This window comes from Serratia sp. 14-2641 (assembly GCF_001692375.1).
Lineage (GTDB): Bacteria > Pseudomonadota > Gammaproteobacteria > Enterobacterales > Enterobacteriaceae > Chania > Chania fonticola_C.
Map to the genome: position 1 here is coordinate 344,491 of NZ_LXKR01000001.1, position 25,276 is coordinate 369,766.

22 protein-coding genes and 2 tRNA genes are annotated in these 25,276 nt (G+C 52.2%); 13 read left to right on the plus strand and 11 right to left on the minus strand.

The genetic code is table 11. The features are described 5' to 3' along the window. The first annotated feature begins 6 nt into the window (after positions 1-6). The 7 genes from A6U95_RS01600 to A6U95_RS01630 all read left to right on the plus strand — a co-directional run bounded on the left by A6U95_RS01600 (position 7) and on the right by A6U95_RS01630 (position 6,668). Positions 7-240 carry a hypothetical protein gene (locus A6U95_RS01600; RefSeq protein ID WP_065683197.1) on the plus strand — a complete coding sequence of 78 codons (234 nt, stop codon included), beginning with the start codon at positions 7-9 and terminating at the stop codon, positions 238-240. A gap of 10 nt (positions 241-250) precedes the next feature. Beyond that, positions 251-457: a hypothetical protein gene (locus A6U95_RS01605; protein WP_065683198.1), complete on the plus strand. Its 207-nt coding sequence runs from the start codon at positions 251-253 to the stop codon at positions 455-457. Then, positions 457-2,748, plus strand: coding sequence for a phage tail protein (locus A6U95_RS01610; protein WP_065683199.1), 2,292 nt, complete (start codon positions 457-459; stop codon positions 2,746-2,748). Before A6U95_RS01605 ends, A6U95_RS01610 begins: the two co-directional genes overlap by 1 nt. Next, complete coding sequence (locus tag A6U95_RS01615; RefSeq protein WP_065683200.1) at positions 2,745-3,575, plus strand: hypothetical protein; 831 nt, start codon at positions 2,745-2,747, stop codon at positions 3,573-3,575. Before A6U95_RS01610 ends, A6U95_RS01615 begins: the two co-directional genes overlap by 4 nt. Before the next feature lie 5 nt (positions 3,576-3,580). Further along, positions 3,581-5,965, plus strand: a complete 2,385-nt coding sequence (locus A6U95_RS01620; RefSeq protein WP_065683201.1) for a phage tail protein — start codon at positions 3,581-3,583, stop codon at positions 5,963-5,965. Between the two features lie 11 nt (positions 5,966-5,976). Further along, complete coding sequence (locus A6U95_RS01625) at positions 5,977-6,483, plus strand: LysR substrate-binding domain-containing protein (protein WP_083196286.1); 507 nt, start codon at positions 5,977-5,979, stop codon at positions 6,481-6,483. 109 nt (positions 6,484-6,592) lie between these two features. Next, positions 6,593-6,668: transfer RNA gene (locus tag A6U95_RS01630), tRNA-Thr, on the plus strand. A gap of 87 nt (positions 6,669-6,755) precedes the next feature. Here A6U95_RS01630 and A6U95_RS01635 read toward each other — a convergent pair. Then, the gene (locus A6U95_RS01635; RefSeq protein ID WP_021178442.1) at positions 6,756-6,998 is read right to left on the minus strand and encodes a DinI family protein; all 243 of its coding nucleotides are present in this window, start codon (positions 6,996-6,998) and stop codon (positions 6,756-6,758) included. A 216-nt stretch (positions 6,999-7,214) separates the two neighbouring features. Between A6U95_RS01635 and A6U95_RS01640 the strand changes: the two genes are divergently transcribed. Both A6U95_RS01640 and A6U95_RS01645 read left to right on the plus strand, forming a co-directional pair. Further along, positions 7,215-7,817, plus strand: a complete 603-nt coding sequence (locus A6U95_RS01640) for a hypothetical protein (protein ID WP_065683377.1) — start codon at positions 7,215-7,217, stop codon at positions 7,815-7,817. Positions 7,818-8,128: 311 nt separating this feature from the next. After that, positions 8,129-8,599 carry a hypothetical protein gene (locus tag A6U95_RS01645; RefSeq protein WP_139102303.1) on the plus strand — a complete coding sequence of 157 codons (471 nt, stop codon included), beginning with the start codon at positions 8,129-8,131 and terminating at the stop codon, positions 8,597-8,599. 197 nt (positions 8,600-8,796) lie between these two features. Here A6U95_RS01645 and A6U95_RS01650 read toward each other — a convergent pair. The 3 genes from A6U95_RS01650 to A6U95_RS01660 all read right to left on the minus strand — a co-directional run bounded on the left by A6U95_RS01650 (position 8,797) and on the right by A6U95_RS01660 (position 10,970). Beyond that, positions 8,797-8,873, minus strand: a tRNA-Pro gene (locus tag A6U95_RS01650). A 75-nt stretch (positions 8,874-8,948) separates the two neighbouring features. Beyond that, positions 8,949-10,733, minus strand: a complete 1,785-nt coding sequence (gene yejM / locus A6U95_RS01655; protein ID WP_065683203.1) for an LPS biosynthesis-modulating metalloenzyme YejM — start codon at positions 10,731-10,733, stop codon at positions 8,949-8,951. Positions 10,734-10,742: 9 nt separating this feature from the next. Continuing rightward, positions 10,743-10,970 (minus strand): YejL family protein, encoded by a 228-nt coding sequence (locus tag A6U95_RS01660; RefSeq protein WP_065683204.1) that lies wholly within the window; start codon positions 10,968-10,970, stop codon positions 10,743-10,745. A 161-nt stretch (positions 10,971-11,131) separates the two neighbouring features. On the opposite strand from A6U95_RS01660, the gene yejK reads away from it, so the two are divergent. Beyond that, positions 11,132-12,136: a nucleoid-associated protein YejK gene (yejK, locus tag A6U95_RS01665; protein WP_024486230.1), complete on the plus strand. Its 1,005-nt coding sequence runs from the start codon at positions 11,132-11,134 to the stop codon at positions 12,134-12,136. An 83-nt stretch (positions 12,137-12,219) separates the two neighbouring features. On the opposite strand, the gene rplY is transcribed toward yejK, so the two are convergent. Both rplY and A6U95_RS01675 read right to left on the minus strand, forming a co-directional pair. Beyond that, positions 12,220-12,504: a 50S ribosomal protein L25 gene (gene rplY / locus A6U95_RS01670; protein WP_024486231.1), complete on the minus strand. Its 285-nt coding sequence runs from the start codon at positions 12,502-12,504 to the stop codon at positions 12,220-12,222. A gap of 150 nt (positions 12,505-12,654) precedes the next feature. Beyond that, on the minus strand, positions 12,655-14,412 hold the full coding sequence (locus A6U95_RS01675; RefSeq protein ID WP_024530606.1) for a DEAD/DEAH box helicase: 1,758 nt from the start codon (positions 14,410-14,412) through the stop codon (positions 12,655-12,657). A gap of 285 nt (positions 14,413-14,697) precedes the next feature. On the opposite strand from A6U95_RS01675, the gene rsuA reads away from it, so the two are divergent. The 3 genes from rsuA (at position 14,698) to A6U95_RS01690 (ending at position 17,703) form a co-directional block, all read left to right on the plus strand. Further along, positions 14,698-15,411, plus strand: coding sequence for a 16S rRNA pseudouridine(516) synthase RsuA (rsuA, locus tag A6U95_RS01680; RefSeq protein WP_065683205.1), 714 nt, complete (start codon positions 14,698-14,700; stop codon positions 15,409-15,411). Between the two features lie 30 nt (positions 15,412-15,441). Then, positions 15,442-16,638, plus strand: a complete 1,197-nt coding sequence (locus A6U95_RS01685; protein ID WP_065683206.1) for a Bcr/CflA family multidrug efflux MFS transporter — start codon at positions 15,442-15,444, stop codon at positions 16,636-16,638. Positions 16,639-17,358: 720 nt separating this feature from the next. Next, entirely contained in the window at positions 17,359-17,703 is a 345-nt protein-coding gene (locus A6U95_RS01690; protein ID WP_021805874.1) for a YejG family protein, read from the plus strand. 9 nt (positions 17,704-17,712) lie between these two features. Here A6U95_RS01690 and yejF read toward each other — a convergent pair whose 3' ends face one another. From yejF to A6U95_RS01715, 5 genes are all read right to left on the minus strand, one after another. Beyond that, the gene (yejF, locus tag A6U95_RS01695) at positions 17,713-19,308 is read right to left on the minus strand and encodes a microcin C ABC transporter ATP-binding protein YejF (protein WP_065683207.1); all 1,596 of its coding nucleotides are present in this window, start codon (positions 19,306-19,308) and stop codon (positions 17,713-17,715) included. 1 nt (position 19,309) lies between these two features. Continuing rightward, positions 19,310-20,335: a microcin C ABC transporter permease gene (locus A6U95_RS01700; protein WP_024486916.1), complete on the minus strand. Its 1,026-nt coding sequence runs from the start codon at positions 20,333-20,335 to the stop codon at positions 19,310-19,312. Next, on the minus strand, positions 20,332-21,426 hold the full coding sequence (locus A6U95_RS01705; RefSeq protein ID WP_065683208.1) for a microcin C ABC transporter permease YejB: 1,095 nt from the start codon (positions 21,424-21,426) through the stop codon (positions 20,332-20,334). The genes A6U95_RS01700 and A6U95_RS01705 overlap by 4 nt, the downstream gene beginning before the upstream one ends. Positions 21,427-21,436: 10 nt before the next feature. Next, complete coding sequence (locus tag A6U95_RS01710; RefSeq protein ID WP_065683209.1) at positions 21,437-23,245, minus strand: extracellular solute-binding protein; 1,809 nt, start codon at positions 23,243-23,245, stop codon at positions 21,437-21,439. Between the two features lie 134 nt (positions 23,246-23,379). Continuing rightward, positions 23,380-24,969 carry a cyclic di-GMP phosphodiesterase gene (locus A6U95_RS01715; protein ID WP_065683210.1) on the minus strand — a complete coding sequence of 530 codons (1,590 nt, stop codon included), beginning with the start codon at positions 24,967-24,969 and terminating at the stop codon, positions 23,380-23,382. Positions 24,970-25,276: the final 307 nt, after the last annotated feature.

Consider the following 25,276-nt stretch of genomic DNA (forward strand, 5'->3'; position numbering starts at 1 on the left):
GTATCTATGTGGTTTGCAGTTGCCAAGTTCGTGGCCACTCTGGTGGCGTCATACCTGATTAGCCGGGCTCTTGCCCCTAAGCCAAAGAACACCACGCCAGAGGCCGCCACGGAAGAGGATTGGGAAATGCCACAGCCTACCGAAGGAACACCACAGTGCGTTTTCTTCGGCGATTGCTGGACTAATGACTGGTTCGTTCTGGGCTATGGCAACTATCGCTATGACGCCATTCGTAAATAAGGAGCCCAACATGCTGATCACGATGGAACACATTCGCGCAGCCGGTGGTTGTGCCTGGGGGCTTCGTTCGTTCTTTACCCGCTATAACCTCGATGTTGAGGCGTTTATTGCCAACGGCGGGATTGAGTCAGACCTTCTCATGGCCACTGGTGATGCACTGGCGATCCGCGTTGTTGAACAGGCACAAGCAGCGGCAGACAGCGGAGATACGAAATAATGGGCGGTAGTAAAGGTGGTGGTAAGACTACGGTTGGCTACCGCTATTCCTGGGATATCCAGGCGGGTCTCGGGCGTGGGCCAATCAATGAGATTGTCGCTATTACTGCGGATAAAAAGACCGTATTTGCCGGTTATGAGGGGCAGATCTCCAGCAGCACCTCCATCTTTATCGATAAACCAAACCTGTTCGGCGGCGACGACACGGGGGGCGAAGGCGGCATTCAAGGGATATTCGAAGTCGCGATGGGGGAAGCTGACCAGGTGCCGACCCCGAATGTCCTGAAGCTCTTATCCGGCTTGGTGCCGGGATTTCGTGGCATGGTCACTACCTTCTTCAGCGGTTTGATCAGCTGCTACAGCGCTAGCCCAAAACCCTGGGCTTATCGCAATCGCCGAACTACTAAAGGGTGGGATCGCGATATCGTCTGGTACCCAGAGAAGTGCCTGATACGCCTTGAGAACACTCAGGCTCAGATTGATGGCCAGGACGAAATGACACCGGATGTTATCGCTAATCTACGGGCTATCCATGCGATGAACCCGGCGCATATATTGGTTGAATGCGCGACCAATCGTGACTGGGGCCGTGGTTTGCTCCTGAATGAAGACCTCGATCTGGACAGCTACCGTTATGCTGCTGACCAACTCTATGCCGAAGGGTTTGGTCTGTGTTTCCGCTACAACCGCCAGGACAGCCTGGACACATTCGTCCAGCAGATGCTGGATCATATCGGTGCGGCCCAGTACGGAGACCTGTCCACGGGCAAGACGACGCTGAAACTCATCCGCGATGACTACAACCCGGATGACCTACCCCTGTTTACCTATGACAACGGCATCATCGCCGTGCAGGACGATGACAGCACCAGTTCGGATACTGCCCCTAATGAAATCACGGTGACCTATCATGACCCGGTCACCAATTCAGACGGCGAAGTCCGGGCGCAAAACCTCGGTTCAATTCAGTCTGTAGGGCTTATCAGCAGTTCGGTTGAGTACAAGGCCATCCCGACGCATGAGCTCGCGGCCAGGGTTGCACAACGCGATCTGGAAGTAGGTTCTGCCGGGATAACTCGCCTGGTTATTCAGTTTGACCGGCGCGGTGGCCAACTGACACCGGCAAGCTGTTTCCGGGTGTCGCTGCCCGACCGCAACATCGTCAATATGGTGCTGCGCGTCAGCAAGATTGACGAGGCCGACACTGGGGCATTGACCATCACGGCAGTGCAAGATGTCTTCGGGCTTCCGGCCACATCCTACAGCAGCGGCCAGCAAGGCAGTGGTTGGACGCCGCCAGATAAAACCGCAGTACCGGTCACCGATATGCAGTTGGTCGAGCTGCCGTATTTCAGCCTGGCGGCAACACTGAGTGCTGCTGACCTGTCGTTCGTCAGTCCAGAGGCGTGTTATCTGGGGGTGATGGCCACCGCGCCGACATCGTTCTCAGTCAACTATCATCTGCAGTCTCGCGCTGCCGGTGCTAAGTTTGCTGATCGGGGGCGTGGCGACTGGACGACGTCCGCGACCTTGCTCACTGAGGTAGGCCCCTTGGACACCGAGCTGCATGTCTCAATGACGTTCCCACCCGTAGTTGGTGGCGGGATCATCATCGGTAATGAGGTCGTCAGGGTTGATGCCGTTGACCTGGTCTCTGGCAAACTGATGGTTGGCCGTGGCTGTGCGGATACCTTGCCGCGCTGGCATGCTGCAGATACACATCTGCGGTTCCTGGGGAGTATTGTTGAAACTGATGGTCAAGAGTATATGCCTGGCGAATCGGTCGACGTGCGCCTGCTGACGCGAACCAGTATTGCAACACTGGATGCTTCGCTGGCTCCAATATCCAGTGTGCAGATGAACCAGCGTCAATTTCGCCCCTATATACCCGGTGATATTCGGGTGAACGGCGTTAGCTATCCTTCAGTTGTTGAACGGGCAGGCATCTACGTACTTTCGTATGCGCACCGTGACCGTGTATTACAGGCAGATCGGTTATTTGATTGTACTGAAGGAAGTATTGGTCCTGAGCCTGGCGTGGCATACACCATTACGCTCACTCACCAGGACTCGTCAGAGGTCGTTTGGTCATTGGAGACAACAGAAGCGAGCGTTGAACTGCCGTATGAATCAGCCGGTATTATTGCCATCGGTGCTGCTGTGCATATCCTAACGCTCAGTAGTACACGAGATGGCATAGAATCGCTGTATCGTTACCAGGCTATTCTACCGCGTGGTTGGTATATTCCCGTCGTTCCGGTTGAGCCGCCAGAGCCAGAGGACGAGCCATGAATGAAACGTACTATTATGGCCAGGGTAAAGTGTATTTAGCCCGTAGGCTCAATGATGGCTCGTCATTAAATTGGCGCTGGGCCGGTGATGTTTCCGAACTCACTGTATCTTTGGTCGTTGATCGCAAAACTAAAAAGCAATCTTATGGCGGTCAACTGGCGGTATCCGAATACTACATTATCGAACAATCAGGTACTGTGTCTGCTGTTTGGCATGAGCACAGTCCAGAAAATCTTTCCGTAATATTGCAAGGTAATGTTGTTACAGCTGAGGCTGGCCGTGAGACAGAAACCTTAAAGAATGTCATTGCGGGAGGGCGTTATTCATTGCGCTATCCTAATATCCGCCGTCTGGTGATTGACGGGTTGAACGCCGGTATTGATTACACGCTTGATACGCTATTTGGCACCATAGAGTTCTTGATAACACCTACGGTGCAGCCTTTATCCGTATTTTATACCTATGCAGGTAATATCAATACGGCGTTGTACACGAAAAAACCAGAACAGCTAGCATTACGTTATGAGGGTATCAATCTGGCCGAGAACGGCATTCCGGTATTAGTCGAGCTTTATAAGCTGGAGTTTGATCCGATTTCTGCAATGGCGTTGATTAACAACAGCACATCATTGGCTGGACTGGAAACAAACGCCGTTTTAATGTTGGACTCAGCAAGACCAGCAGACGATGAGTTAGGCCGTTTTGGTCGCATAACGAGTATTGCACCGGTAGAAGCTGAAGTGACTACGCAAACAGGTATTGTTTATAACACCGCCTCTCTGAATGGCGAATTTATTACTATTTATCCAAAACAGAAAGTGAGATAGCAGCTATGGACACTCAACATTATTCAATTTTGACGGCAGCGGGTGAAGCCTACTTTGCTCAAGCCGTCATTGATGGTACTGCTATCGTTGGCGCAGAATTTAAAATAGCCGTTGGTGATGGTGGTGGGGAGCAATATGATCCAGCGCCTGAGCAAACATCGCTGAAAGGCGAAAAATGGCGCGGCACTATCAATGATATTTACAGCAACCCCGACAACTCCTCACAAATCGTTATCGAAGGAATTATTCCTACCAACGTTGGAGGGTGGTTTATTCGCGAATGGGGCGTTCATAACAAAGATGGTGTGTTAATTGCCGTGGGTAGTATGGATGACACCTTCAAATCCCCTCTGTCATCTGGCATAGGAAAGCAGATTTTTATCCAGGCAATTCTGGATGTCGATAATGCCGCAGTGCTTGAGTTAATTTTAAATGATGACATTGTTATTGCATCTAAAAATTATGTCCTCGAACAGGTTACGAAACAGTTCGGAAAGCTTTCAGAACCCGATGGCTATAAGTATATCGGGCAGTGCCCATCAATTGATGCCTTACGTGAAACAGAGTTCGAGTTCGACAATCAATTGATTTTCGTATCAAACTACTACTCATGGTTTGATACGAAACATGGTCACTTTTACTATGATGCTGATGACACATCCAGTCAGGATAATGGCGGTTCTGTTGTCATAGCAAAGAATGGAGCACGGGTAAAATCGCTGAAAAAAAGCTTTACCCCTGAAGATTTTGGCGCGCTGGGGGGCGATGAAGATGTAGATACAGATGCATTGCAAAGGCTTTTTGATGCAAAGGTGGAAATGGCACCGGCTACTGGTACATATTTGTTAAAAAACTTTAACCGACCATCAGCGGGTTATGAGTCATGGATGACATACAATTACGTGTTATTAATAGATGGGTTCCGGGGATATGCAGACTTTAGCAAGGCTACTTTTGTTGTGCCTGCGGGCGTCCCTCGTATTACTGCTATTGTATTCGTTAACTCTGAAGGCACCTTCATTTTACCCAAGATAGTCGGAAATATGCAAAATACGACGATGGCATCAGGTTACATTGATGATTGCGCTGTTCGTATTGGTGCAAACTGTAAGCACCTTAAAGTATTGGGGAATGGGATAGATCATTACCCTGGGCATGGGGTTGTCATTCGACACTATATACAGGATGGTGTTTCGTCTCTTGATGAAGGCATTCCGTATGATATAACACTGACAATCAAGAATGTTAGGCACTGTTGGCAATCAGGTATTGTACCCATCACTGGTGACACTATCAGAATTGTAGATTGTGAGGTGCAATTTTCTGGTTCAACAGAGGCCGCAAACGGAAGGGTCGCGATTGCAACAGTCGGGCATAATTATCATACTGAGTCTGTTGCAGGTGCAGGCGGTCTGAACAATAGGCTCCGGAACATCTGGATTCAAAACTGTAATGGTTTTAACGCTAGAATGCATGGGCTGATGGCACACACCGCTATAGATAATCATAATATCCTTAACAATAACTTTAGATATAACGTGTTGGATGGAGCCAGGTTTGAAGCAGCAGCCCATAAAATCACATCATCAGGTAACCACTACTCCAATAATGGGGGCCGAGGAGTTACGTTCAATTGTGGCTCATTGTTCGCTTTTGGTTACCCTCTGCTACAGCATGCCGCCTCATTTAATGACGTGATTGAAAGCAACGGTGCAGATGGCTTCACAGACTTGTCGGGAAGCAAATCACTTGTAATTAGTGGCAATATAGGACTAAACGGCGGCCATGGAGTTACGTTACAAGAAGGTGGCGAGCAGTCACTTAGCAACCTTTCTATCTATAGTAACGGTAAAGGCGCATCTGAAGTTAAATATGCGGTAAATGGTGGTGCCTCATCATACTCGAACGTGCGTATTTATAATGATCATCCTGAAGTCAATATACAACGAGGCTTCAACTTTCGGGCTCGAAACAGAATCTCAAATGTTATTGTGGATGAAAACTCAACTGGTTTTGATGTGCTTGATGGTCATCCCGCCTTCTTCCCCGCGAATGATGGCTTGGTCCGGTTGAATGGTGCGTATGGTTCGGTTATTGGCAGGAGGATGCTTGTTAACCCGAAAGGTGCTGGGGGGTGGCAAATGCCTGATACTTTTGATTACATCGGTATTTCGTTTACTGCTGCTGCTGATATGTATTTCCCTAGTCCTAGCTCGCGTAACCTTTTCTGGCAGTTTTCCATTGAGGTACTGGTTGGTAGCTTGGCAGCGACAATCAAGGTACCGACAGGGACGGTTAATGGGGCATCACAAGTAGTAGTAACAGGCGGACATATCTATTCGCTGAAGTACACAACACTAAGTAATCTTCAGGTAACGCAGATTAGTTGAGCATTAGTGCCATGGATGGCACATCGTTGGCCTCACATTTCTGTAATTCCTTTTTAGCAGGTGAAAAGTTCTCTCCCTTCAAATATCTCGCTTTTTACCTCACATTTATCGCGCGCGGCATCAACAGACAGGTGGTTCTGGCGGATCTCTGTCAGTATCCGGTGTGTCTGCCAGAGCCGGGCTCCACCGTACGTCAGCTGTTTGATATCTCTTGCCAGATGAATGGCACCTTCATTGAACCAGTGCTAACTTGTGATAACTTCTCAACGCTGTACTATTTTTTACAAGGCTCCCCGCTGGCGGTGACCATCTGTAGCCAGTTTACCGCGATGCCGTTGTTGCAGCCGCAAGGATTGATCCTGAAATCTTTTGCTGTCGAGCAGCAAAGCCCGCGGACCTTGCAGCTGCAATTACCACTGGGGAGGCAGCGGAGCACGGCTTTGGAGCTGTTTGTGGACTATATTAATCAGACATTAAGTCGCGAAGAACGGGCCATCGGTGAGAAATTCGGCATATAAGCCGTTTTTTAATCGACAAGATAAATAATCTGTTGATTACGCTTGATTGTTCCAGTCTGGCTGTATTATATTGCGCTCCACGGAAACAGTACCCCTTCCGACAGATTTCGCCGGCTTAGCTCAGTAGGTAGAGCAACTGACTTGTAATCAGTAGGTCACCAGTTCGATTCCGGTAGCCGGCACCATATAAGAAACCCCAGCAGAAATGCTGGGGTTTTTTGTATTTGGGCATCCATACTGCGGCGCAGTCAATGACCGCGCCCTATGACCCTTTAAATGTCGGTGGCCAGCCATTGGTCAGACTCTTCGAACATCTCTTCCAGCATACGGTTTAACTTCTCGCGGTCACTTTTGCTGGCGTCCGAGTTAAGACCGTTGGCCTGCATGGGTTTTACCTTCACCTCTGCATCCGGGAAGATGCGATGTACCCGTTTCGTCAGCTCGGCCTTGATGATTTCATCGGCACCGGGGATCCCTGCGACATTACGCTTATCAAACACCAATTCAACGAACATAGCCCAACCCTAACGTTACTGTTTATGTATACAGTTATTCTGACCGAAGGGGCGGGGTGAGTGCAAGAGGGGGAGGGGAAAATTTTATCATGGTCTATTTTGGGGAATGTGTGCTCTATAGAGTTGCCAACATCGCCATTACGCACTATTTGCCACGGTATCCTTGGCTGAGATTAATAGTATAGAGCCACCTTGAAATTGATAATCATTCTTAATATGCAACAAGATTTATCCATAATTATTAGAAAGCTGTGTGTCTTCCTTCTATCAGGTATCTGTCTAGCATTGTTGATAGGCCTTATCTTCATTGACGTTCATTGGCTGCATAACTTTGTCTCCGAGACGTCGCTCACCGAGGTAACCCAAGAGATCATACTGGTGGCGATAGCCCTCAGCTTCTTTATCTCCGCTTATCGTCAGGCGGAGCATCGGTATGCCAGGGTATTAATCGGTGGCTTCTTCCTATGTATGCTGATCCGCGAGATGGACTTTGTGTTCGATATGCTGAGGCATGGTGCCTGGGTGTGGTTTGCCTTAGCCGTAACGCTGATCTGTGTGCTTTATGCACTCAAAGAGCTGCCCGCTACGCTACGTGGACTAGCACATTTCTTCAGTCACCCAAGTTACGGCATGATGTTTTCCGGGTTGTTATGCATATTAGTATTTTCACGTCTGTTTGGTATGCAACTGCTATGGCATGACCTGATGCTCGATGGGTATAACCGCGTGGTGAAGAATATGGTGGAAGAGGGCTGTGAGCTATTTGGCTATTCGCTTTGCCTGTTTGCGACGGTGGGGTATCTCCGAAGAGGGGCGTGAAGTGCACCGTCCATCAAAATCGAGCACATAGGTGTTTGATTTTTAGTTACTTGTGCGTCAGGCACGGCATGGCGCGTTGTACGTCAGCGCAACCGAGTGGGCTGTGGCAGCTTGCTATTGCCGTTATACACTAATTGTCAAGGTATGAACCGTTGGTTTTTATTATGCATATTGATCTTTGCGCGTCCGTTTGAATGCACCCATCATAATTGAGTGCAAAGATGATCGGTTGTGCAATATTTCTTTTACATGTCATAAGGTTATTATTTAATCTGTTGTATTTAAAACTTTTTCAAAACGGAATTAATACCATGAAAAAAACACTACTCTTTTTAGGTATGCTGTCGGTTGGCACCATCGGCGTGGTGACTTCGGCAGTTGCCCAAGATGCTGATAACAAAAATGCACTAAAGCCAGCGATTAATTTGGCAGAGTTGTTTGCTGAAAAGTCTACTATATGGTCGACTTATCCAGAAAATGATGCCTATGTTTTTGACCGTTCTGAGGAAAGCTATGCTGTCGTCGCTAAACGAGCGGATGGTGTTGTTGCACTGGTTAATAAACAGGAGAGCTATACGACCCCTGGGAAAATGGTATTAATGGGGACCTATTTTAACTGCAATAAAATGACTGATGCGACTTTTTATGTTGAAGATGTCAGTGTAGACGACGTAGCCAAGCAGCTTGCTGACCCGGCTATTGATGATCCAGAGAGAATACGTGGTTTTGATGCGAGTATGCCCGTCCACGATCTCTATCTGGTCGCCTGCCCGCAGAGCTGAAACTCGTGGGCTTATTAATCGCTGGTGGTCTCTGATTAGTGGTGTGTTTGTGAACAGTCACGCTATCCATTGAGAGACACAATCTGGCGAACGACCTGAGATGACACATTGGTATGGCCTGTTGAAGGGGCGGTACCATGGCCAAATTCCAGGCATAAAAAAACCAACCGTAACTGGTTGGTTTTTTTATAAATAGTTGGTCGGCATGAGAGGATTCGAACCTCCGACCCCCGACACCCCATGACGGTGCGCTACCAGGCTGCGCTACATGCCGACGCAGAACCCTATACTACCGTTTTCAGATGTAAATTCAAGCAGCTACCTCACCGATTGCTCTAGATTTAAGCAGTTAGTTGGCGATAAAGCGTTTTACATCGGTCAGCACCTGTAACAGCAGCGCTAGCTGGGGTTTCTCGTCTTTGATCTCGTTATCGTCTTGATCGTAGGCACGGTAGTTGCCATTGCCATCCAATGTCAGCGTCTGTGTTGGCGTGGTGATCACCAACTGGCTGCCGTCACCGGTGGCGAGCCAATTGTTTTTTCGCTGTGCGGCAAACAGGTCTTCGCCCTGAGAGTAGTCGTTAGCCGGTGTTTTCACATGCAGCAGACGTTGCATCAGCGTACGCATCACATCGTTATGATTGGTCAGCTTATTGATGGTTTGTGCTGGCGTGCCTGGCCAGTGAATAACCAACGGAACCTGCAACTGACTGCGGTTAAAGCTGCTGCCCGCTCCCCAGTTGCCTTTGCCGGTATCGTTGAACTCTATGCCGTGCTCGGCGGTGATCACCACCACAGTTTTATCCAGCAGGCCTTTTTCTTTCAGCGTTGCCAGCACCTGCTCAATCTGTGCATCGACGTCTTTCGCGCCTGTACGATAGAGCTGGGTAAAGGCTTCCGGCGAGAGCTTATTGTCGCCTTCTGGGAACTTTGCACCGCTGAAATTGATATAGGAGAACCAAGGGCTATTTCCGCTTTGAGTGGCCAACCAGCTCTGCCACTGATGCGTGGTGGCAGCATCGCTCTGCACGAACGGTTCCGGCGGGAGCGAGAAATCGGTCAATAGCGCCTGGCGGTAAAGCGTGGCGTTGAAACCGTCTGAAGAGAACAGGCCGAATTGATAGCCTTGATCGCTCAGTGCGCTAATCAATGCGGCCGGTTTACGCCCGGCCAGAATGCCATCCAGATAGGTAGGTGAAATCCCGTAGAACAGGCCAAACAGGCCGGTGTCCGCATGGTTACCGGAGCTGTAATGGTCGCTGAAGCGGATGTTTTCCTGGGCAAAGCGGCTCAGGCCCGGCATGTCTTGCGCCAGATCCTGGGTACGCACGCCGTTCACCACGATCATCAGCAGGTTGTAGCCGCTGCCTTTATCGCTGTAGTTCAGGCTATTGAGCGGGTATTCAACGGCCGCCGCTTCTGGATTGCCCTGTTGCATCAGGCGGCGCTCATATTCTTGCTGATCGAGCAGGCCGTGTTTTTCCAGGAACTTACGCGCAGTCATTGGGTAAGAGAGTGGCAGGTTGGCGCGCTGCATGGTGATCGGCCGATAGAAATTGGCATCCGCCCAGATATAAATCAGGTGCGAAGCAAAGAACGAACAGATGAACAACACCGCCAGCGGCTTACCGAAGTTGCGCCGGTTCAGGCTGCGCAGTTTCTGCCAGCTCCAGGTGGCAAACAGCATTTCGATCAGGAATATCACCGGTACGGCGATAAACACCAGTTGCCAGTCGCGCGCCAGCTCACTTTGGTCCGGGTTGATGACCAACTCCCACACCACCGGATTAAGGTGCAGGTGAAAGTGGGTAAAGACTTCGCTGTCGACCAGCAGCAACGTCAGCCCAGTGGTGGCCAACGTCGCGGAAATAAATCGCAGCAGGCGCTGCGACATCACCACAAAGGTGAGCGGGAAGATGATCAGCAGGTAGGCGGCAAAGACAATAAAGCTGAACTGCCCAATCAGGCTGACCAACGCATAGACTCGCCCCAGCAGTGAGGACGGCCAGTCGGTAACAAACAGGTAGCGGCTGCCCAACCCGATACTGAGCAGAATATTAAATAAGGCGAACCAGTGCCCCCAGCTAATCATCTGGGAGACTTTTTCACGATAACGCTGACGGTTTGTCACCATAAGTAATTATTAATGCGCTTTATCTTCACGGATAGAAGCCTGCAGGGCTTCAGCAAACGATCTGCCCAGTGTCTTCCGCTGTGCGGGAGCAATACTGGTGTTGATCAAATTGGTTACCATGTTGCCCAATACCATCAAAGAGAGATCGGTGGGAGTATGGTGTTTTTCCAGAACGTTGACCAGCTCAGAGAGCAGTTGTTCAACGTGTTCGTCACTATAACGAGATGATTGTGGCATAAATATTGTGCTCAAAGCTCGACAAAGTCCCATATCTTACCGTATGGGGCCGTGATTTTCCGCTCTTTTATAGCGTGAAGATCGTTAAGGCATTGCCATGCCCGTTGTCTTTCGGCTTCTTCAGTGCTTGAATACGCGCTCAAAGAACAGGAGGATTGATCATGAGTCTGGATATCGAGCAGATTGCACTGCACCAGTTGGTAAAACGCGATGAGCAGACGCTGGAAGTGGTGTTGCGCGATTCCCTTCTTACCACCAACGCGGCGGTGGAAGAGATGATGGCAGAGCTGCATCGCGTTTACAGCGCCAAGAGTAAGGCTTACGGCCTGTTCAACGAGCAGAGCGAACTGGCGGACGCGTTGCGTAACTGCCGTAAGGGTGATGACGACTTCCTCGCATTTAGCCGTGCTGCCACCGGCCGTCTGCGCGACGAACTGGCCAAATATCCGTTTGCCGACGGTGGCGTGGTGCTGTTCGCCCATTATCGCTATCTGGCGGTGGAATACTTGCTGATCACGGTGCTGAACAGCTGCAACAGTACGCGTGTCAATGAAGAGTTGGATATCCGCACCACCCACTATCTGGATATCAACCACGCGGACATTGTGGCGCGTATCGATCTGACCGAATGGGAAACCAACCCGCAATCAACGCGCTATCTGACATTCCTCAAAGGACGGGTAGGGCGCAAGGTCTCCGATTTCTTTATGGATTTCCTGGCGGCGTCGGAAGGGCTGGATACCAAAGCGCAAAACCGTGGCTTGTTACAGGCGGTGGATGATTACTGTGCCGATGCTCAACTAGGCAAACACGAACGCCAGACGGTACGTCAGCAGGTTTACAGCTACTGTAATGAGCAGTTGCAGGCCGGTGAAGAGATCGAGCTGCAGGAGCTGTCGAAAGAGATAGCCCCGGTGGGCGAGAAGGATTTCCTGCAGTTTTCCAGCGAACAGGGCTACGAGCTGGAAGATAGCTTCCCGGCGGATCGCGGCACGTTACGCCAATTGACCAAATTTGCCGGCAGCGGCGGCGGTATCAGCCTGAACTTTGATGCGATGCTGCTGGGGGAGCGCATTTTCTGGGATGCGGCCACCGATACCCTGACGATCAGAGGTACGCCACCGAATCTGCGCGATCAGTTACAACGTCGCACGGGTGGCAAGTAAGCATCGCTGAATGACAGCCAATAAAAAACGCCGCAATTGCGGCGTTTTTCACTTCGGCGTCCCGAAAATCGATAACGTGGCGATTAAACGCGAACGAAGTCGATGTGAGCCAGTTTTGGCTTGAACGGGTGACGCTGTACAGCCTGAACCTTAACTTTGGTTTCTTTACCGTCGACAACCAAAACTACTGCTTCGCTGTAGAATTCTGGTTTAACTTCCATGTTCTTTACAGAATCATGGTCTAGTTCGATAGCAATCGCAGCTTCTTCGCCACCATAGATGATAGCTGGGAATTTGTTTGCTGCACGCAGGCGGCGGCTCGCACCCTTACCCTGGTCTTTACGTACTTGTACGTTGATAGTGAACATTGTTTTTTCTCTTAAAAGAAAATTTACCCTGCTACAGGCGACCCAGTAACAGGCTCGATAACCTGCTTTCACACTGGGCGAACCCAGGTAAAGCGGGCGGCATTTTAACGGAAAGCCGCCCGCTGGGCAATGAAAACCTGCCGCACGGGGCTAATACAGCTCATTGGCACGGCGAAAGCGGCCCTGATAATCAAAAACTTTTTCACGTATCTGCCAGAACTGGCCGCGTTTGCGCGCGACGACGAAGTCTGGATGGCGCAGCAGCGCCTGCTGCGCCAGAATGTCCGCCGCGTTTTGCCAACCGAAGGGGACGCCAGGTGCCCGTTGGTGCGGGCGCAGGAACAGCATCTCGAAGGCTTTGCGTTGTGCGGGCGTTTGCAGGCGGAACCGTTCGCTAGTGCTGGTGCCATCTTCGTCATAATAGGTGGCTTTCAGCCATTCCCCTTTGTCGTCCTTGCCGCTTTGCAGTTCCATTCCGCCACAGCGCAGGACTAGCGCATCCTTCAGTTTCAGCGCGGCTTTCAGCATATCGTCCGGATCGACCAGAACCTCCTGGCACTGATGGCAGCGGCGTGCCGCGATATCGTTCTCTGCTCCGCAGTGCGGGCAGCATTTGAAACGGAAGCGGTAGTCACATTGCTCGCGATGCCCCTCATCATCTTCCAGCCAGCCCTGACAGCGGCGGCCGTAGTGCTCGATGATGTCGCCGTTCTCGGTGCATTTGCCCCAAAACAGGTTGGCAAAACCGCAGCCAGGGCAAAAGACCTGCACCGGTTGGCTGTCTGAGTGGGGTTTGCTGACGCCGACTTCCGGCGTGAACAAATCGTGGGGATTGCCTGCGTAGTCCAGGATCAGGCAGTCGGTCTTGCCCGGGGCCAGCCGTAAACCGCGCCCGACGATCTGCTGATACAGGCTGACGGACTCGGTAGGGCGCAAAATAGCGATCAGATCGACATGCGGTGCATCGAAACCCGTCGTCAGCACCGCCACGTTAACCAGGTAGCGCAACTGCTGTTGCTTAAAGGCTTCGATTAGCGCGTCACGCTCGCCTGGCGGTGTTTCGGCACTGACCAGAGCCGCCTCCCCACTTGGCAATAGACCATGCACTTCACGAGCATGTTCCACCGTGGAGGCGAAAATCATCACGCCTTTACGGGTTTCGGCGTATTCGACGATCTGGCTGATGATGTGCGGCGTGATGCGGTTTTGCTGTTTCAGCTCGCGGTTAAGATCCACTTCGCTGAACAGGCCGTTGCTTCTGGCCTCCAGGCGGCTGAAATCGTACTGCACGATCGGCATATCCAGCCGTTCTGGCGGCACCAGGAAGCCGTGTTTAATCATATAACGCAACGGCAGTTCATAAATGCAGTCGCGAAACAGGCTGTTGCCGTCGCCACGGGTGATGCCGTGGTAGTGATATTGATAGATCCAACCTTTGCCCAGCCGGTAAGGGGTGGCCGTCAGGCCAAGCAGGCGCAGCTGCGGGTTGGTTTTTTGCAGGTGTTGAATAATCTGTTGGTATTGGCTGTCGTCATCGTCGCTGATGCGGTGACATTCGTCGACGATCAGCAAGGAAAATGCGCCGTCGAACAGCGACAAATTACGTGCTACCGATTGCACGCTGCCAAACACCACCTTACCGCTGCTCTCTTTTTGCTGTAGCCCGGCGGCGAAGATGTCAGCCTCCAGGCCGTAAGCGCAGTATTTGCTATGGTTTTGCGCCACCAGCTCTTTAACGTGGGCTAGCACTAACACCCGGCCACGGGCGCGTTTTGCCAACTCGGCGATCACCAGGCTTTTGCCTGCGCCGGTTGGCAGCACGATCAGAGCCGGTTCAGGATGCTGGCGGAAATGCTTGATGGTGGCGTCGACCGCTTCCAACTGATAGGGGCGTAGGGTAAAAGCCATGCGTTAGTACCGCTCGCTGAAGTGGGCTGTAACATTCCACTGAAATTGTGACATTTTGCTCCTCAGACGGCGGAAAAATTTCTATTATTATGCCCTCTGCGGCTACGCAGTGCGAGAAGCATGGAAATTACTCCTGTTATGGCATCGTTTCCGTCGCTATACTAAGCGGCTTCCCTACGCGAACATCCTCTTCGAACCTGTTTTTTGCACCTGGTGCGACAACGGGGCGTCATATTTAGCAACCAGATCAATGCGATCATAACAACGACAGGCAAAGCAGATTCAATGCGACTGGACAAGTTTTTATCTCAGCAGTTGGGTATCAGCCGTGCGCTGGTAGCGCGTGAACTCCGTGCAAAACGTGTCACCGTAGACGGTGAAGTGGTCAAGAGCGGGGCTCTTAAACTGGCTCCGGAACAGGAAGTGCGGTTTGATGGCAACGTGTTGTCACAGCTGAACGGGCCACGTTACTTCATGCTCAATAAGCCACAGGGTTATGTGTGCTCTACCGACGACCCGGATCATCCAACCGTGCTCTATTTCCTGGATGAACCCGTCGCGTACAAGCTGCATGCGGCAGGGCGGCTGGATATTGATACCACCGGCCTGGTACTGATGACCGATGACGGTCAGTGGTCGCACCGCATCACCTCACCGCGTCACCAGTGTGAGAAAACCTATCTGGTGACGTTGGAACATCCGTTGGCCGCCGATACCGCTCAGCAGTTCGAGCAAGGCGTGCAGCTGCATAACGAAAAAGATCTGACCAAGCCCGCGAAGTTGGAAAAAATCGAAGATACCCTGGTGCGCCTGACCATCAGTGAAGGGCGTTATCATCAGGTGAAGCGCATGTTTGCAGCCGTGGGTAACCGGGTCATCGAATTACACCGTGAGCGCATTGGTGCCATTGTGTTGGATGACGATTTGGCACCGGGAGAATATCGCCCGCTGACCGAAGAAGAGATTGCCAGCGTAGGCGCTCCGCACCTGCTGGATTAATTTTTGCGACCGACCAAGGAGTCGTTGAACGTGCAACAGAACCGGACCTCTCACCTCGGTTTGATCTTTATTCTGGGCCTGCTGTCCATGCTGATGCCGTTGGCGATCGACATGTACTTGCCCAGCATGCCGATAATCGCCCAGGAGTTTGGCGTGGAGTCGGGCCGGGTGCAGATGACGCTCAGCGCCTACATGCTGGGCTTTGCCGTTGGCCAACTGTTCTATGGGCCGATGTCTGACAGCATTGGTCGCAAACCGGTGATCCTGTGGGGCACGCTGATTTTTGCTATCGCCGGAGGGGCCTGTGCGATGGCCCAATCGGTGGAGCAACTGATCAACTTGCGTTTCCTGCACGGGCTGGCCGCGGCGGCGGCAAGCGTGGTGATCAACGCCCTGATGCGTGACATGTTCACCAAGGACGAGTTCTCACGCATGATGTCGTTCGTGATCCTGGTGATGACCATTGCGCCATTGCTGGCTCCGATGATCGGTGGCGTGCTGCTGCTATGGTTCAGCTGGCATGCCATCTTCTGGACCATGGGGGCAGCGGCGCTGTTGGGGTCGGTACTGGTGGCGTTCTTTATCAAGGAAACGTTGCCCAAGGAGCGGCGGCAAAAATTCCATCTGCGCACCACGCTGAGGAACTTCGGCTCGTTGTTCCGCCACAAGCGCGTGCTGAGCTATATGCTGGCCAGTGCTTTCTCGTTTGCCGGGATGTTTTCTTTCCTCAGCGCCGGGCCGTTTGTCTATATCGAGCTGAATAACGTTTCACCGCAGCATTTTGGTTATTACTTTGCGCTGAACATCGTGTTTCTGTTCCTGACGACCCTGATCAATAGCCGCAACGTGCGCCGCCTGGGGGCGGTCAAAATGTTCCGCCTTGGTCTATTTGTGCAATTGACGATGGGCGTATGGTTGCTGGCCGTCACCGCTGGCGGACTGGGGTTCTGGGCTTTGGTGCTCGGGGTGGCGGTTTATCTCGGCTGTATCGCCATGATCTCGTCTAACGCGATGGCGGTGATCCTGGACGATTTCCCTCATATGGCGGGAACTGCCTCTTCGCTGGCTGGGACGTTGCGCTTCAGCATTGGCGCGCTGGTCGGGGCAATACTGTCCTTGGCCCCAGGTAAGAGCGCTTGGCCGATGGTTTCATCTATGGCCCTGTGCAGCATCGTGGCGGTGTTGTTCTATTTTTATGCCAGCCGTCCGCGCAATAATCCTGCCTGATTTGCCCCTCACACGAACCCTCTCCCATAGGGAGAGGGGACCGATTGTGTCTCAGGTTAAGCCCTGCATCTGATTTCAGCCCTTGATGTTACTGGACGAGCCACAGACTGACTTCTGCACTTGATTACAGCTCCGGCCCAGCTTCCTCTCCTTGGGGTGAGGGAGATCAAAGGCAATTAGACCCTAATCTACCCGCTTGCAATTTTAAGTTTGTTGCTAAATATATGCAGGCTAACTAAACGGCGGTCAAACAAACTGTAGTTTTTTTGTTAAATATAGCAGCTTTATTTTCTCAAGTAGCCAGAGGTGCAACCCGTTGGCTGATGGGGCGTTTCCTTGGCGGTTAATCGGACTAATATTGTTTTAAATCAAAATATTATTGATTTAACCAGCCTTAGGCATTTGAGCGAGATGTTTGCACAATGTAAAATTATACCGATTGTAAAGTAACCGCATTGCAAGAAAAAAATGTTGAGATCGCGGCGGGAAAGGGTTACATATAACGCAAAAATGCGAGCTGAGTCGCAAAACGCCGTGAGAGAACCTTTTACGGTGGAGAAAAACTGAGTGATATCAGCAAGCGCAGGATGTGGTTAATTGTTTGTTGCAAATTTTACTTAAAAATAACATTTGTGGGCGGCAAAGTCGGATGATCCCGGCTATAACTAAGTCATCCTGTGATGTAAAAAGTGTTTCTTCTTTTCATACTAGGGATTTCATGTGGATAGTTTCCAGCTTTCGGTAGTGCATCGCTTGCCGCAAAGTTATCGTTGGCTATCAGGTTTTACCGGCAGCAAGGTTGAACCTATTCCGCTTAGCGGCATAGACGAAGATAACGATCTGATCGGCCTCAAGCTGCTCAGCCATGACGGGCGTGAAGCCTGGCGGGTCATGCAGCAGCTCAACCTGTCTCTGCAAGAGATCCAGGTCAACTGCTCCATCGTTGAATGGGAAGGCGAGCCTTGCCTGTTCGTTCATCAATGTGATGAAAGTGCCGCCATGTGCCGCTTGAAAAACGTCGGTGCGGCGATTGCCGAGCAGCTCAGCGCGCAGTACCCCTTCTGAATGATGCCTCTAATCAACCAACTGCAATAACTGCTGTGTATAGGCAGCAGCAGGTGCGTTGAAAATCGTTTGGCAGTCACCCTGCTCTACGACTTCTCCCTGACGCAGTACGATCACCTGATGGCACAACGATCGTACCACCTGCAAATCGTGGCTGATAAACAGATAGGCCAGCCGGTGACGAAGCTGAAGCGACTTCAGCAGCGTCAGGATCTGGGCCTGCACTGATTTATCCAGCGAGGACGTCGGTTCATCCAGGATCAACAGCTGTGGTTGCAGGATCAGCGCGCGGGCAATAGCGATACGCTGGCGCTGCCCACCCGAAAACTCTGTGGGATAACGATAGCGCAGAGCCGGATCCAATCCGACTTCCTCCAACGCCTTAATCACCCGCTGTTCGCGTTGCTCTGCGGTCAGTTGCTGGTGGATCTCCAGCCCTTCGGCGATGATTTGCAGCACGTTCAGGCGTGGATTCAGCGCGGAATAGGGATCCTGGAACACGATCTGCATCCGGCTGCGGTAAGGCAACATCTGCTGGTTATTAAATTGATGCAGCGGTTGGCCATCAAACCAGATCGCACCTTTGGAGCTCAACAGGCGCAGTAGTGCCAGGCCAGTCGTGCTCTTGCCTGAACCCGACTCACCCACCAGCCCCACGCTTTCCCCAGGCTGTATTTCGAAGCTCAGATCTTTCAGCGCGTAGTTCTGATCGACAATGCGCCGTAACAGGCCACGTTTGATCGGGAAACTGACCTGCAGGTTTTCCACTTTGAGCAGCGGCATAGGCTTATCACTGGCCGGTAGCGGCAGAGGCTTGCCCACGTCCTCCGCAGCCAATAACTGACGGGTATAGGCATGTTGTGGGGCGCTAAACAGGCCGTCACGGCTATTTTGTTCTACGCACAACCCTTGGCGCATTACCGCCACGTTATCCGCCAACCGGCGCACGATGTTCAGGTTGTGGGTGATAAACAGCAATCCCATCCCCAGCTCCTGCTTTAACTCTTTCAGCAGCATCAGGATCTGCGCTTGAATGGTCACGTCTAGCGCGGTGGTAGGTTCATCGGCAATCAACAGCTTGGGCTTAGTCAACACCGCCATGGCGATCATCACGCGCTGACGTTCTCCGCCGGAGAGTTGATGCGGGTAATCCTTCAAGCGCCCTTTGGCATTGCGTATACCCACCCGATCCAGGCACTGAATGATTTCGGCGCGGGCGCTGTCACGGCGCATGCCCATGTGGAGCATCAGCACTTCGGCCAGTTGCTTTTCGATGGTGTGCAGCGGGTTGAGCGACACCATTGGTTCTTGGAAAATCATCGAGATCTGGTTGCCACGCACTTTGCGCAGTTCGGCTTCCGATGCATGTAACAGTGAGTTGCCGTTAAACAGAATATCCCCACCGGGATATACCACCGGCGGGGAAGGCAACAACCGCAGCACGGAGAGAGCGGTGACGCTTTTGCCTGAGCCGGATTCACCCACCAACGCCAGCGTTTCCCCTTGTTCCACCTGTAACGAGACGCCGTTGACCACCTGATTCAAGCTGCCTCCCTGGCGGAAGGCGATGCTGAGATCCTGAATAGCGAGCAGAGGAGTGGTCATATTAATGCGCCTTGCTTGGGTCGAAGGCGTCGCGCACCGCTTCGCCGATAAAGATTAACAGTGAGAGCAGCACCGCCAGCACCAGGAAGGCGGTAATGCCCAACCACGGTGCTTGCAGGTTGTTTTTGCCCTGTAAAAGGAGCTCACCCAACGAAGGCGAACCGAGTGGCAAGCCGAAGCCGAGGAAATCGAGAGAGGTGAGGGTGGTGATTGAACCACACAGAATAAACGGCAGGAAGGTCAGCGTGGCCACCATGGCGTTAGGCAGCATATGGCGATACATAATCACGCGATCCGGTACGCCCATCGCTCTGGCGGCACGAATGTAGTCGTAATTACGGGTTCTCAGGAATTCAGCACGCACCACGCCCACCAGGCTCATCCAGCCAAACAGAATGGTGATGCCCAACAGCCACCAGAAATTGGGTTGGATGATGCTGGACAGCAGGATGATCAGGAACAGCGTCGGCATCCCCGACCAAACCTCTATCAGCCGTTGCCCCCAAAGATCGAATCGGCCGCCGTAATAGCCCTGCGTCGCTCCCGCACAGATACCAATCACGCTGGAACACAGCGTTAGCGCCAGCCCGAACAGCATTGAGATACGGAAACCGTACAGCACCCGGGCTAGCACATCGCTGCCATTACTGTCGGTGCCAAGTAGGTTTTGGCGTGACGGAGGCGATGGGAAGGGCACTTCGGTGGCAAAGTTGATGGTGTTGTAGCTAAAGCGGATCGGGGCCCAGATGGCCCAGCCGTGTTGCTCAATCTGCTTGATAACAAAGGGATCCTGAAAATCGGTAGTGGTATTCAGTTCCCCGCCGAAGGTCGTTTCGCTGTAGTTGACCATAAAGGGCACATACAGCCGGCCTTCATAACGCACCAGCAACGGCCGGTCGTTAGCGATCAGGTTGGCGGCCAGGCTGAGTGCAAAGGCAGCCAGAAAAATCCACAGCGACCAGTAACCACGGCGGTTGCTGCGAAAACGTGCCCAGCGGGCCTGATTGATGGGGCTTAAGCGGCTCATTGACGGCCCTCGAAATCAATGCGCGGATCGACCAGGGTATAGGTGATATCGCTGACGATATTCAACAGCAGGCCGATCAGGGTAAATATGTAAAGCGTTCCGAACATCACCGGATAGTCGCGTTGCAGGGTGGCATCGTAGCCCAGCAGCCCGAGGCCGTTGAGCGAGAACATCACTTCGATTAACAACGAACCGGTGAAAAACATGCTGATAAAGGTGGCCGGGAAACCGGCGATCACCAGCAGCATGGCGTTACGGAACACGTGACGGTAAAGGATTTTCTTCTCGTCCAGCCCTTTGGCGCGGGCGGTGACCACGTACTGTTTGCGGATCTCATCAAGAAACGAGTTTTTGGTCAGCATGGTCAGGGCGGCAAAGCCGCCGATCACCGTTGCCAGCACTGGCAGGGTAATGTGCCACAGATAATCGGAGATTTTCCCGTACCACGGCAGCGTGTCGAAGTTGCTGGAAACCAGCCCGCGCAGCGGGAACCAGTCCAGATAGCTGCCACCGGCGAATAGCACAATCATCAGGATGGCGAACAGGAATGCCGGAATGGCGTAGCCGATGATAATCAGCGTGCTGCTCCAGGTGTCAAAGGCGCTGCCGTTGTGGATGGCCTTACGGATACCCAGCGGGATCGACACCAGATAGATGATCAGTGTACTCCATAGCCCCAGGGTCGCGGAAACCGGCAGACTCTGGCCAATCAGCTGCATCACCGAGGCACCGCGGAACAGGCTTTCGCCGAAATCTAGGCGCATATAGTTCCACAGCATGGTGAAATAGCGTTCGTGGAGCGGCTTGTCGAAGCCGTAACGCTTGGTGATCTCGGCGATCACTTCGGGATCCAGGCCACGTGAGCCACGGTATTGGCCTTCGGCCACGTTGCCCGCGCCAGCCTTCATGTGCCCAAGGCCTTCACCCGCGCCTCCGCCGCCAAATCCGCTGGTTTGCCCCATCTCAATAGAGGCAATGGCCTGATCGACCGGCCCACCGGGGGCGATTTGCACGATGAAAAAGTTAATGGTGATGATCGCCCACAGCGTGGGGATCACCAACAGTAATCTGCGTATCAGATAAGCGGCCACCTGAGGCTCCTTATTGCCGTTGCGCCGGCAAGCGTGCCGCCTTGTTGACGTCGAACCACCAGTTGTCGAACCCGATCGAATAGGCCGGGCGTACCGCTGGCGAAGAGAATTTGTCCCAATAGGCGTAACGGTCGTGATTGGAGTACCACATCGGCAGCATATACATGTTCCAGGTCAACACCCGATCCAGCGCACGGCCAAGGGACAGTAACGCTTTTTCATCCCCTTGATGCTTCATGATCTGTTCTATCAGGGCATCGACAGCCGGATCGCTGACGCCAGGGCTGTTGTAGCTGGAGTCCATGTATTGGGAGCCCCAGACAATCTGCAGATCGGCGCTGGGGAATGGCATAGCGGGGTAGACCGTTGGCATCATATCAAAGTCACGTTCGCGCATGCGGCGGGTGAATTGGCTGACGTCAATCTCACGGATTTGCATATCGATACCCAACCGCTTCAGATTGTGCTGGAAAGGCAGTACGTACTGAAAATTGCTACCGCTCCACAGCATCAGTTCAAAGGTAAAGGGTTTACCGGTTTGACTGTTAACCAACTGCTGGTTTTTCACTTCCCAGCCAGCTTGCTTAAGCAATTCGGTGGCTTTCAGCAGGTTTGCCCGGTCATTGCCGCTGCCGTCGGATGTTGGAGGCTGATAGATTGAGGTAAACACTTCTGCTGGCACTTTGCCTTTCAGCGGGGCCAGCCAGGCCAGTTCCGCAGCGTCTGGGTAGCCGGTGGCCGCATATTCTGTATTCTGGAAATAGCTGTTGGCGCGCTGATAGGCATCGTAATACAGCGCCTTGTTCATCCAGTCGAAGTCGAAGGCCAGGGTAATGGCTTCCCGCACCCGGCGATCGGCGAAAATCGGGCGCTGGATATTGAACGCTAACCAGCGGGCATTCTGTGCCGCCTGATTGGTTTCATCCTGTTTAATGATGTAGTTGCGCGCGAAGTTGCCGCCCTGATACTGGGTGGCCCAGCTTTTTGGCGAGCCTTCGACGCGGAAATCGTAAGCCCCGGCCTTAAAGGCTTCCAGCGCCACCTTATCGTCCAGATAATAGTCATAGCGCAGCGTATCGAAGTTATAGCGCCCACGATTCACCGGCAGATTGGCGGCCCAATAGTCACGTACGCGCTCATAGGTAATATATTGGCCCAAACGGTAGCTGCCGATCTTATAGGGGCCACTACCGAGGGGCGGAGTGTTTAGTGGCTCATTAAGTTTGTGATCTTTCCAGAAGCTTTGGGGTAACACTCTAGTGCTCAGCAGACTGAGCATTTTTTCTTTATCTGGCTCGGGCAGTTCAATACGCACGGTCAGGCGTGAGAGAGCTTTTACGCTCACGCCTTTGTAATAGGAACGGTATTGCGGCACCCCTTCGGTCATAAATTTGTTGAAGGTGAAGGCCACGTCGGCGGCGGTGATCGGGCTACCATCATGGAAGCGTGCACGCGGGTTGATATCCAGCTCCATCCAACGCATATCTGCCGGGTAACGAGCCGATTCCGCAATCAGCGGATAATAGCTGGAAGGCTCATCGTCCGAGCTGGTGAACAGTGTATCGTAGAGTTCCCCGGTTCTTTCACCGGGTACGCCGCGCGAAGCGAAACGGTTGAAGTTATCATAGGTGCCGATGGCTGCCAGCCGAACATCGCCACCCTTGGGGGCAGCGGGGTTCACGTAGTCAAAATGGCTAAAGTCGGTGGAATATTTCGGCTCACCGAGCGTGGCGAAAGCGTAGCTTTCATTAAGGGTTTCGGCCTGCATGCTAAAACTGAGTGCCGAAAGCACCAAGGCAGCAAAAATGCGTACGGACATCTCTACGGTAAGCTCCTGCTATCTATACCCGTCGCCTTTCAAACCAAGACTTGGAATGCGTCGGATATAAGTCAATTAATCCAGCCGATAGCATAGCATTTCAGGCTGGTTTTCTGAGTAAAGAAGTTTAAATATCAGGGATTAACTGCGGCCCGATAATCAAAAACGGCCTTATTCTGGCAAAAGGCCACAAACTCCTCAATACCCAGTGGCTTACTGAAATAATAGCCCTGCATAAAATTAACGTCGCGTTCTTGTAGAAAACTCACCTGTTCGGCAGTTTCAACTCCTTCGGCCACGGTCAGCATGTTCAGTTTTTTAGACAGCGAGATCACTGCGTCCAGGACGGGAGCGGTCGCCGTATCCTGGCCGATGGTATTGACAAAACCGCGGTCGATCTTGAGGTAATCCAGGGTGAAGCGTTGTAGATAGATTAAGGCGCTGTGGCCGGTACCAAAGTCATCCACGGCGATCTCAACGCCTTGGCGGTGCAGCCACTCAAACTCTTCCAAGGCGTTTTGTTCTTCCACCATGCCGCGCTCGGTGATTTCAAACACCACGGTGAAATAGTCGGTTGGCAATTTCGCCAGCAGTTCGGTGATATCGTCATGGAAAGAAGGCGCATTAAGGTGAGAAGGGGCAAGATTGATGCCCAGTTTGGCGCCCCGTGGCAGAGCTTGTACCAATTGCGGGATATCGGCCACGATCCTACGGAACAGGTGGCGGGTCAACGCCACGATCAACCCTTCGCTTTCGGCATAGGGGATAAACAGATCGGGTGGAATACGCCCCTCGGTGGGATGCTGCCAGCGGATCAATGCCTCAAGACCGGCGATGGTGTTGGTTGCGGAGTGGAACACTGGTTGATATTCAACAAAGATCTCATTGTGTTTGATGCCTCTCATCAGCGCGCGTTCGGGGCTTTGACGCAGTATCTGCATGTAGTAATACAGCACGCCTACCATCAGGGAAAGCACCAGGCTACCCAACACGGTCAAACGGATATCATTAGCCGTCAGGGATTGGTGATAGAAGATCATACTCAGTGGATAGCCCGGGACGGCTAGCTGGCTGGCGTGGCTTTTAGGTAATTGCGCCAGTGGCAGCATATTCGAACTGAAGGTGGTTACCGCATGCCCCCCAATCACGATGGCAAATCCGGGAGTATCTCTATCACGTGAACTGAGTAGCAGGTAGGGGGCCAAGGTGAGATCCAGCGTGGCTAATATGCCGGTGTTGCCTGGCCCTGGTTGGCGCAACCACACGGCAATCGCCGGTTTTCCAGGCACCATCGGTGTGCCTTGTTGTAATGCCATATCCAGTGGTTTATGCCAGTCGATCTCGGAATAAATATGGCTCATCCGCAGCATCATGTTACCGGTTGCCGAGGAGCAATAGGCAAAACCGTCTTTTACCAGAACAAAGGTGCGTACGCCGGCGGTAAAAGCGGCGCGATAGGTCAGATCGGACTGGGCCTGTTCGCAGGGTTTACCGGTAAGCGGCATGATTTGTTGCATCATTTCTTGCAGATGATCGAGATAATTAACGGCAAATTTTTGCGTACGGTTTTCGATTTTATGCTGATATTGCGAGCGTTGATGATTGATCAGAAATAAGGTGACAGAGGTAAAAACAATGAAGAAAACGACCGCGACAATACAGCTTTTAGTCAGGCTACGCCTGGTGTTGGATGCATGGCGTGCAAATGCTCCCTTCAATCCCATCACTCGCCCCCTGAGCGCAGCATAAAAATATTATTGTTATATTGCTGGTGATTAATATATCCCACCAATCCTGCCTGCGTCATTATTCGTTTGGCTTGCACTAAGGCTGTCTGTTTAGGCACAGCGTAAATAGCGCGTTACGAAATGGCCTGTCACTTGACGATAATAGGCTATTTTTTCAACCGTTGCGTGGTTTATGGCACAGTGATAATCGAAAATAACGATGCGGGTTTGTTCGGCGCCAGCGTTACCGTGAAAAAAAACGCTGCCCTGGGGCAGCGTTCTCGTCTCGTTTGTTTGGCTTTCA